This is a genomic window from Soonwooa buanensis, from assembly GCF_900167905.1.
GTDB classification, from domain to species: Bacteria; Bacteroidota; Bacteroidia; order Flavobacteriales; family Weeksellaceae; genus Soonwooa; species Soonwooa buanensis.
In genome coordinates this window covers 1-10,164 of the sequence record NZ_FUYZ01000020.1, presented here as the reverse complement: position 1 = coordinate 10,164, position 10,164 = coordinate 1, and the positions used below count along the sequence as shown (strand labels likewise).

At 31.1% G+C, this 10,164-nt stretch carries 11 protein-coding genes; all 11 read left to right on the top strand.

The window, feature by feature from the left end; all coding sequences use genetic code 11:
• Nucleotides 1-2 precede the first annotated feature (2 nt).
• Nucleotides 3-161, top strand: a complete 159-nt coding sequence (locus B5X62_RS15495; protein WP_144038412.1) for an integrase core domain-containing protein — start codon at nt 3-5, stop codon at nt 159-161.
• Between the two features lie 165 nt (nt 162-326).
• On the top strand, nt 327-875 hold the full coding sequence (locus tag B5X62_RS15255) for a hypothetical protein (RefSeq protein ID WP_079668345.1): 549 nt from the start codon (nt 327-329) through the stop codon (nt 873-875).
• Between the two features lie 442 nt (nt 876-1,317).
• Nucleotides 1,318-1,914 (top strand): Crp/Fnr family transcriptional regulator, encoded by a 597-nt coding sequence (locus B5X62_RS15250; protein ID WP_079668344.1) that lies wholly within the window; start codon nt 1,318-1,320, stop codon nt 1,912-1,914.
• An 82-nt stretch (nt 1,915-1,996) separates the two neighbouring features.
• On the top strand, nt 1,997-2,566 hold the full coding sequence (locus tag B5X62_RS15245; protein WP_079668343.1) for a Riean_0653 family protein: 570 nt from the start codon (nt 1,997-1,999) through the stop codon (nt 2,564-2,566).
• A 128-nt stretch (nt 2,567-2,694) separates the two neighbouring features.
• On the top strand, nt 2,695-4,707 hold the full coding sequence (locus tag B5X62_RS15240; protein ID WP_079668342.1) for a hypothetical protein: 2,013 nt from the start codon (nt 2,695-2,697) through the stop codon (nt 4,705-4,707).
• Complete coding sequence (locus B5X62_RS15235) at nt 4,704-5,888, top strand: hypothetical protein (protein ID WP_079668341.1); 1,185 nt, start codon at nt 4,704-4,706, stop codon at nt 5,886-5,888. Before B5X62_RS15240 ends, B5X62_RS15235 begins: the two co-directional genes overlap by 4 nt.
• A gap of 84 nt (nt 5,889-5,972) precedes the next feature.
• Complete coding sequence (locus tag B5X62_RS15230; protein ID WP_079668346.1) at nt 5,973-6,692, top strand: hypothetical protein; 720 nt, start codon at nt 5,973-5,975, stop codon at nt 6,690-6,692.
• Between the two features lie 737 nt (nt 6,693-7,429).
• A complete protein-coding gene (locus B5X62_RS15220) occupies nt 7,430-7,927 on the top strand; it encodes a hypothetical protein (RefSeq protein WP_144038411.1) in 498 nt (165 codons plus the stop codon).
• Nucleotides 7,928-8,161: 234 nt separating this feature from the next.
• The gene (locus tag B5X62_RS15215) at nt 8,162-8,761 is read left to right on the top strand and encodes a hypothetical protein (RefSeq protein WP_079668338.1); all 600 of its coding nucleotides are present in this window, start codon (nt 8,162-8,164) and stop codon (nt 8,759-8,761) included.
• 214 nt (nt 8,762-8,975) lie between these two features.
• The gene (locus tag B5X62_RS15210) at nt 8,976-9,641 is read left to right on the top strand and encodes a hypothetical protein (RefSeq protein WP_079668337.1); all 666 of its coding nucleotides are present in this window, start codon (nt 8,976-8,978) and stop codon (nt 9,639-9,641) included.
• A gap of 263 nt (nt 9,642-9,904) precedes the next feature.
• On the top strand, nt 9,905-10,164 hold a 260-nt coding region (locus tag B5X62_RS15205), incomplete at its 3' end, for a helix-turn-helix domain-containing protein (protein ID WP_317041916.1).

Below are 10,164 nucleotides of genomic sequence, written 5' to 3'. Positions count from 1 at the left end.
TCATTAAAGATTTAAAAACCGCTCAAAAAATGATTAAAGAAGCTGTGGAGATCTACAACAACGAGAGAACGCATTGGAGCCTCGGTTTGAAGACACCTGTGCAAGCTCATAACGAGTTCAATAAACACATTTATAAATCTTATTCAAAAAAATCTGCATGATGTTGTTGGTGAAAAAAATCGGTAATAAAATGTGGGAAAATCAGTTGGCCAAAGTGATGGAAATTTTTCCAAATTTTATTCCGACATTAGAAACAAAAATTCTTATTTTTAAATCGTGAAACAAATCCTAAATATTAACCAAAAAGAGTCAACCTATTTCAGGACATGACAAAAACCGTTATACAAACTCTATTTACATTATCATTTTCAGTTAATATTTTTGCACAAACCGAAAATATTGATTCTGGAAAATATCATCCTGCAAAAGAAATTTTTGAGTCAAAATATAAGAAAGAAATATATCACAAATTTTCAAAATCTCAAATCAAAGTAGAAGCTAATAAAGTTATTCTCAATAATACTAAAACAATCGAATTTGCGGAAAAGCTACCTCAAAAATTTAAATTGATAATAAAAAATGGATTATTGGATCCATATACAATAAACCAAAGATATTATTTGAAATTAACAGGATTTGATGAATTAACTTTACTCAACCCAAATCCACAAACAAGAAGATTCAAATTTTGGATTTTCCCAACTAAGAATAATTCTACTGAAACTGATTTTGAAAAATTATTGTCAAGTAGAATAAATCCAGACGAATATTATTTTGAATTAATCAATAAAAATGCAGATGAAAATACAACGGACAAAGATTTCATTGAAGGTGCTGAATTGACTTTTCTTATTTTTGGAACAATAATAATTTAAAAAAACGTCGCCTAACATTGTATTGGCAAAATGCGGGGTTAAATGTATAATTGAAAAATTTGAAATATTTAGCCGCCAATATTTTTCAATTCCACATTTTTGCTTAATTTAGTTCCATTGAAAAAATATTGGCTCCGTTTGGTCTGAACTTGAACATTCGTTCAACTTAAGCCCGCACTTCGCCAATACTTTTTCCGTTATGTGCAACGCGATTTGAGCAGTTGACCATAATTAAATAGTATTTTCCCTTTTTTTCTGTTTAAAAATATTACTACTTTTCCAACGTGTAATTTATTCTTTTTCCAGCACCTTTTTTGCCAACGCTCATTAGCACACTTACAAAAAGCCTACACCTAACCAGCAACTTATTTTGCAAAAGAGCTAATTTTTCCCCGAGCTATAATACTAAGCAATTAAATTACTACATTTGAAAAAACATCTAATGAATATTGAAAATATTTTTAAGCATATTACTGATAAAGACTTACCAGAATTTGAAAAAGAATTAATTACAAAGAATTTCAACATACAAAAGTTTCGAAAAAATCAAATTCTTGTAAAAGACACTGATGATTGTGATAGCATTTTTTTTATAGTAAAAGGCGCAATTAGAATTTATCATTTCAATAATTTCGGAGCAGAAGTTACTAGAGCTTTTATTTTTGAAAATGAATTTTGTACTAATTTAATTTCCTTTTCTAATCAAGCTCCAAATAATGAAAATATACAATGTTTAGAAGACACACTAACATTTAGCATTACTCGTACCGATTTCTATAATATGTTAAGTCAATCTCACGTACTTACACATTTGTATTCTAGGATATTAGAAGTTTTTATTAATCGCCATTTGCAACATTTTCAGTTTATGAATACTTTAAGTGAAAGACAACGCATAGAAAGATTCCTACAAAATTCGCCCGAAATTAATCTTCGTGTAAAAGATAAGATTATAGCAACATATCTCGGCGTAACACCAGAATTTTTCTCTAAAATAAAATCTGAAATTAATAGAATTAATAAACAGACTCAATTTTGAGTCTGTTTTTTTGTTTTCTTAATCATGATTATTTTTTTCTACATTTTAAGTAGTTAGTTTTACAAAAATAAAATACTCAGCTATGAAATCATCAATATTATCTACAGCAATTCTCTTATCATTACTTAGTTGCGATCGTACTACTAATACAGATACAGCAGATAATAACAAACTTCCCCCTATTACACAGACAGGTGCCAACACCGCAGGCTGCCTTGTTAATGGAAAAATTCTTCTCCCACGAGGACAAAAAATACAAAATGGTCCTGTCCTAGCATCATTCTACCAATACCTCAATGGAGGCTATCATTTTGGATTGGCGATAGATGATAATAAGGATTCAAATTTGCCCAGTATAATTTTAGGCTCCGATATGGTTAACTTTGATGAAGGAAAATCTTACTTACTTTCAGAAAATTTAAATAATAATTCGCTAATAAATTCTTTTGGAACATATGTAATTGCTGATTTAAATACTAATAATCTTATTAAATTTTCAACAACAAAAACGTATATCGGCGAACTTAGAATCACCCATCTAGATACTTTAAAACATATTATTTCAGGCACATTTTGGTTTGATGCAGTTGATGCAAAAGGTAACAAAGCAGAAATTCGAGAAGGAAGATTCGATGTCAATTATGCTCCATAACAAATAAAAACGACACTATGAAAACGGATACGTCTTAAAAAACAGAAAAGAAGATGGTCGGCAAACCATCTTCTACAAATTTAAAAGCAAACAACTTCAATTATTCTAACTTTTAAACACTCAAATTTATGAAAAATTTCAACAAGCTTTTTTTCAGTCTTCTTTTTGGTATTACTTCCTTTATATACGGACAACAAGAGGTAAATACAGACTGGGCAGCGCAAGCTAACAATCTGTTTTCTGCAATCGACAAATCCAAAGTACCTAATGGCATCTTACTGGATTACGGTATGGAATTCACCAACGTACCCGCTTTCAATGGTGTACTTACCGATTCTACTTATGTTAATAGTGGCAACATTAGAGAAATTTATAACACACTTTTAATGAGTAGGATTCGTGACGTTTCAGCAGGTTTTGTCTCTCCTGATACTTTTCATAATAATTGGCAGCAAGAGCGTAACACAGATTTTATTGCCTTATCTGGCTTGTTTTTCAAATATGCTGCTTATGTGGATAATTCACTTAGTAGTGGCAAACTACAATATAGCAATGGCAAATTTTATGACGTGCCTGGACAAAATCCTTATGTTGAAAAAAAGACTTTTGGTATTGCTTCACCTATCGATACTTATACTGGCTATACGGTAAAAGTCAAACTTCCGCAGAATATCTTTTATTCTAATGCCTTATCAGATATACAAAGCATCGAAATTAACTTTGGAGATGGCAAAGGTTTTAGAAATCTTAGCTTTGGTCAATTAACTTCCGCAACTTATACAACCGAAGGCATTAAAACCTGGACATACAAGTTAGTACTTAATTCTGGAGAAACTTTACTTTCTCAGAGTATGATAAAGATTAATAAAGGTATATCTATGACCAATATAGATGCGTCCAATATTCAATCCAACATTATCGGAGGTGGCGGTAATCAGACTCCGTATTTTGGTGCAAAATACTATAACAAAACAATTACAGCAACCACATCTCTCCCAGGCTCGATTGTTGGCAAAGCAAATTTAATTATAGATGATGCTGGTAACAACGGCATCCGAAAACCTTTGATTGTGGTTACAGGTTTTGATATGGATAAGATATTAAACCCCGAGAATCTAAATGGTCAAGAGGATTTTTTAAATTTTAAAAAAGAAATTATTAAATCAGGAAGTGCAACGTTACAGAATTTATTGACAAATGATAGCATAAAACAATACGATATTATTTTTATCAAGTGGCAAAATGGGATGGACTATATCCAGAATAATGCATACGTATTACAAGAAGTTATAAAATGGGTAAATCAACAAAAAACCTTATATGGTAGTACTGAAAAAAATGTCATTATTGGCCAAAGTATGGGAGGTTTGGTTTCACGATATGCGCTTACAGATATGGAGCAAAAAGGATGGCTGCACCAGACCCGTTTGTTTGTTAATCAAGATGGGCCTCAACAAGGAGCAAACATCCCTTTAGCTTATCAAGCTGCTTATAGACATGTTAGCAATATGTATCTTGGATCCACAATACCTCTTTTTTCAGGACAAGTTATTGTACCTCTATTGGGAGGTATGCCTTGGTCAACCTATTTTAGTATTCTAGACCAGCCTGCAACACGTCAACTTCTTAAGAATAGATTAACATTAAACTATGGTTTAGAAAATTCGTTTTACAGCACTTTTCAAAATGAGCTTAAGACAAAAGGCTACCCTATTAATGAGGGCATACGAAATATAGCAATTAGTAATGGCAGCGAATGTGGAAATACACAATCATTTAATGCTGGAGATAAGCTTTTAGGATTTAATTATTATAAAGGATTGTCATTTTGGGGTGATCTTCTTAGTATAGTTTATAACCCTATTGTAGGTGTACTTGGTGGCGTTATTATTGGAAGTCCAGGAATGATTGGCTCTGGATTTTTAGGATTAGTTCCTGGACATTCTACATATAGTGCAGATATATATTGTAATTCTATTTCATATAATCAGGGAACAACAATGTATCACAACAAAATATCTTATACAAAAAAATTCTTTGGATTGGACCAAAAATTACAGTTAATATTGTTAATAAAAATGTCTCTCAACCTGCAGGAGTTCTTCCTTTTGATTATTATGGTGGCAGTTATATTAATTTGAAAGGATATACAGGAGATATAAATCCTCCTATCGGAAGCATTTCTGGTGTCTTCAACTTTACAATTGTACCATCTCCCAGCGCATTAGATTTAGGAAATGGAAATGTTAATTTATCAGACTCCGATTATAAAGCAGCTTATAATGGTGTAACACCTCCTAACTATCCTAAAAATTCTCCTTTTGCTAATTTTATAACAGCTTACAAAGCTCCTGATTCTCAGAATGGAAATGAATATCACTTGCAATTCACTCAAAGAAATAGCAATTGGTTGGCTGCCGAGCTTACTAATTCGCAATATAATGCATCATGTTCATACTTGTGTTCGAATGCGCAAATTGCTGGAAGTACAACTTTATGTAGTGCTGAAAATTATTCAGTTCAGGCAGGCGCTTCAAGTTATAATTGGTCAATTATAGGAGGTAATTCAAACATTAGCATATCTGGCAATGGCACTCCTAATATTACATTAAGTAATATTGGTGCTTACAATGGCCTTATTACTCTTTCGGTCATATTGGGAGATGGCAATTCTCTGTGCGGTACAGTCACACTCACAAAAAACATTTGGATTGGTTCTCCGGCAATTAGTGTTGATCAGATTGACAATTCAAATTATTATAATGATAATGAAGCACATTTCTTTTTAAGTGATTATAGTGGTAACCCTGTTAATCTTAATGATCAAGGTATTACGCAAATAAAATGGACAAAAATATCTTCAAACCCACCAACAGTCAGATTATTTGCAATGAAAAATTATCCTCAAGCTTGGGCTATCGGTGACAATAACTCTTGGTACATGGAAGTGAAAGTAGAAGTTACCAATGCTTGTGGTACTACCGAATATGTTGCTGCAGTATCGCCTCCTATGAGCGAACCTTGTAAAACATATATTCTAGCAAAATCATCTTCTACAGAAAATACATATGTGGTAATGTATTCGCCAACAGATCCGTGCAATGGTAATAAAAATTCTTCAAATCCTTTCTCTTCAAATAACAATACAAGTAATAAAGTAAACGATGAATTTAACATCAAAGTAGCCAACAGTATGGGCGTTATAATAATAGATAAAGTAAGTGATAGCTTCGATTTATCAAGCTATCCTACTGGTACCTACATTGTTAATATTACAAAGGACAGTAAAGTTATTATCAACCAAACCATAGTAAAATATTAATTATTTTTCGTTATCCGATTCTCAAACAGGCATTTATTGCCTGTTTTTTTATTATATTTAGATATTCATCAAAAACACAAAGTTATGTCATCAACATCAGAAGTAGGACACGCTAAAAATGTAGCGAATTTTCAAGAACTTATTGGTTATTGCACAGCATACGGAACAGCCTACAATCCGTCAAAGACCGCTTTGCAATTAACTTCACTTAATACTTTGCTTGCTTCTGCAAAAACAGAATTAACCAATGTTACAACCGCCAAGAATACTTTCGATACAGTAACAGGTGACCGTCAAGTCGCATTTGAACCATTAAAATCTTTGGCAACCAAAGTATATAACTCCATTTCCGTTACAGATGCTACAGAACAAACCCTTGCAGATGCCAAGACCATCAATAACAAATTACAAGGCAAAAGAGCAAACCCAACATCGCAATCTCCAAATCCCGACAACCAAGTCTCTGTTTCACGTCAAAGCTATGATAGTCTTACAGAAAACTTCTCTTCACTTTTAGATTTGGTGTCATCAATACCTTCTTATACTCCAAATGAAGCGGATTTAAACACAACTTCGCTTACGACGTTTAGAGATAATTTACAAACTGCAAATACGAATGTTATTAATGCAGAAGTTGCATACAGTAATGCAAGAATTTCGAGAGATAATATCCTTTATTCCAAAGATTCTGGCTTAGTTGAAATCGCAATGGATGTTAAAAACTATGTAAAATCTGTTTTCGGAGCAACTTCCCCACAATACAAACAAGTAAGCGGAATAAAATTTACAAGTAGAAACAATTAACAGAAATTTCTACAAAAATAAGCAAGAGTTGTCTTCGAAATTAAGGCAACTCTTTTTCATTAAAAGTAAACAACCATGAGTAAATAGCATTCTTTCACCATATTTTAGAAAACTCACATAGGAGTTTAGAAATTTTCCGCAACACTTTAGAAAACTAGCACAAAACTTTAGTATTTTAACATAAACAATTAGAAAACTCGTGTGGGAGCTTAGTATTTTTCAATCGAAGCTTAGAAAGTTGCTGTGACGTATTAGTGTTTTAACATAAATCATTAAAAATTTACAACAGAAGCTTAGCATTGTCTTACAAACAACAAGAATGTTAGCAAGAAAACCCAGCGCATAGGAAAAAGCACATTTGCAAGTCGCACATTCCAACACCAAACCCATACTTGCAAAAAAGCTTTTCCCTTCCCTCTTTTCCCCACCGCCAAAAAAGAATAAATTTCCCAATGCAATAGGTTTAAAACATTTAGGTATAGAAAATATCCGCACTGCACATAACATCGGTTTTGCAAAAGAGCGGGAAACACAGCAGTAGAAAGATTTTCCATATAACCCGCAAAGCCTATTTTTATTTGCTTAAAAAATGTATATTAGCAAAGAAAAAAGGCTTTGCTAATATTAGCCCACCATTGAAAGATTCGTCTTTCTATGCCGCTCCTTCGCAAAGCCGTTTCACGTTAGGCGACATTTTAACTAAACTCCCGATCAATACAAGATAGAAGATGAATTTAATGAATTTGAAAATCAAAAATTATTTATTAGTAATTTTTAGACTTATACTTATGTTTGCTTCATTTTCTCTACCAATTATTTTTACTGAAGGAGCTTATGAAAAAATGATTTCTAAAGGTCATTATTTTTGGTTTGCTTATTTCATTTTACTTTTTCTATCAGCGATTTATATTTTAATCAAAAAAAATTATTTTGAATTGGTAAATGCAAAAATTCAAAATGGAAAATTGATATATAAAAATTTATTCATTTTTAAGAACGAAATTAGATTAAACGAAATTCATGGATTCAAAAACGGAATAGATGATGATTCTAATGAATATGTAAGTTTGTACAATTACAAAAACAAAAAAATTGCAACTTTAAAAATTAATATTTATTCAAATTTGCCAGAATTTCTTAATGCTCTAGAATGTAAAAATATTGGAATTGAACTGACTATATTTCAGAGAATAATTCAAGCATTTAAAAATCTAATATTGAATAAAAAACAATAAAAAAAAACGTCGCCTAACATTGTATTGGCAAAATGCGGGGTTAAATGTATAATAGAACAATTTGTAATATTTATCCGCCGCTGCTTTTCATATTGTTTTTTTTTCTTAATTTAGACAATCTGAAAAAGCATCGGCTCCATTTGGTCTGAACTTGAACATTTGTTCAAATTAAGCCCGCACTTCGCCAATACTTTTTCCGTTATCTGCAATCGTTTCCAAAAAATCCGTTTAAAAATGTTAAAGAAAAATTGGCTAATTATTCCGCTTCTGATTATTGGTTTTTATTATAATTTTTGGAGTATCAAAAATGCTGATAACGAAATGATTTTCGACGGATTGATTTATGGATTTCTAATTATAATATTTTTGATTTTTCTTGGATTCGCAATTAATAAAGACATTAAAAAATATAAGAACTATAAAAAATGGGAAAGTTTCATTCCTTCAATTTTTGGATTTATAATTCTAATATCATTTTTCATAACAGGAATAACACTAAATATGAGAGATAATTCACCAATAATAATTCAAGCTGGATATGATGGAGGGTATAATGGAGCTTGGTTTGAATTTAGAAAAGATGGAACCTATAAATTTGTAAATCACGCTGGAATTGGTGCAGATCATTTTAGAGGAAAATATGAATTAAAAGATTCGATAATTACCTTGGATAAAAACGAAATTGACAAAGTAATAAATACGAATAAATTAGCAATTCGAAACGAAAATTATGGAGATTCAACTTTAAGAATAATTTATCAAATCAATGATAATCATAAAGTTATTGACAAAGAAATTAAATTTCAAGTAAATGAATATAATGTTGTTGACTAAAAATTACGACTGCAGATAACATTGTATTGGCAAAATGCGGGGTTAAATGTAAAGTAGAAAATGTAGAAATATTTACACGCCGCTGCTTTTCATATTGTTTTTTTCTTTAATTTAGACAATCTGAAAAAGCATCGGCTCCGTTTGGTCTGAACTTGAACAGTCGTTCAAATTAAGCCCGCACTTCGCCAATACTTTTTCCGTTAGCAGAAATGTTATGAAAAACAACACATTTAACAAGTATGAGATTGAAGATTTAGAATTTGCTTTAGAGGAATTTCTAAAAGTAAATAATATTATAATTTCAAAGAGAAAATGTGTCGAAGTTAAGAACTTCAATGAGCTAACAGAATTGATTATTGATAATATTGATTTGGAGAACACTGATGATTGTACGTCACAAGATGTTTTTTATAAATTGAAAAAAATAATCACTAATTATTTTAAGATTTCCGAAGATATTACTCCAAAAACAAATCTTGAGAAATTAGTTCCAATTGCAATGAGAAGAAAACTTGTGAAAACAATTGACAAAGAATTGGGATTCAAAACAAATATTCTAAAACCACCAAATTTTGTTTCAATTGCTTTAATAATTATTTTTATTTGTTCATTAATATATTTATTCTTTGACTTTTGGAATGGTTTATTGCTATCAATCATAATTTTCTGCATTATCAATTTGGTATCTAAATTTGGGTTTTGTTTTAGAAGTAAAACGTTAGGAGAAATCACAAAAAAAATAGTAACCGAAAACTATATGAAACTGAGATCTAAAAAAGAAACAGTCAATAAGAATGAATTTAGAGCTGTAATCTTAGAGTGGTTTTCAGACAGGATGGATATGAAAAAGCATGAGTTGGAAAATGTGACTTTTAATTAACACTTCTGCTAACATAGTATTGGCAAAATGCGGGGTTAAATGTATAATTGAAAAATTTGAAATATTTATCCGCCGCTGCTTTTCATATTGTTTTTTTTCTTAATTTAGACAATCTGAAAAAGCATCGGCTACGCTTGGTCTGAACTTGAACATTTGTTCAAATTAAGCCCGCACTTCGCCAATACTTTTTCCGTTATGTGTAAGTTTGTGACGTGCATCGTCCTAAAATAGGTTGACCAAAAATTAAGCACTTTCATTAAACAATGGACTTAACAAATGGACAAACCTGCCGAAAAAGAAACGGCAAAAAAACCTCTTTTGAATTCAAAATTTTCGTCATCTCGCAAATCAATAATGGGCAAATTTCTACTAACTTTGCTTCAAAGAAGTATGATATTTCCAGAAGTACAATCGATTATTGGCGAAAAAAATTAAGCAATTACACCTCAAAAAGTAAAGCCATGAGCAAAGAATTAGAGATTAAAAAATTAAAAGAAAAGCTCCAAGAACTGGAGTGGATAAA

Coding starts and splice junctions, on each gene's coding strand:
- B5X62_RS15240 (WP_079668342.1), top strand. CDS start 2,695: ATGAAAAATTTCAACAAGCTTTTTTTCAGTCTTCTTTTTGGTATTACT.
- B5X62_RS15220 (WP_144038411.1), top strand. CDS start 7,430: ATGAATTTGAAAATCAAAAATTATTTATTAGTAATTTTTAGACTTATA.
- B5X62_RS15250 (WP_079668344.1), top strand. CDS start 1,318: ATGAATATTGAAAATATTTTTAAGCATATTACTGATAAAGACTTACCA.
- B5X62_RS15230 (WP_079668346.1), top strand. CDS start 5,973: ATGTCATCAACATCAGAAGTAGGACACGCTAAAAATGTAGCGAATTTT.
- B5X62_RS15215 (WP_079668338.1), top strand. CDS start 8,162: ATGTTAAAGAAAAATTGGCTAATTATTCCGCTTCTGATTATTGGTTTT.
- B5X62_RS15245 (WP_079668343.1), top strand. CDS start 1,997: ATGAAATCATCAATATTATCTACAGCAATTCTCTTATCATTACTTAGT.
- B5X62_RS15210 (WP_079668337.1), top strand. CDS start 8,976: ATGAAAAACAACACATTTAACAAGTATGAGATTGAAGATTTAGAATTT.
- B5X62_RS15255 (WP_079668345.1), top strand. CDS start 327: ATGACAAAAACCGTTATACAAACTCTATTTACATTATCATTTTCAGTT.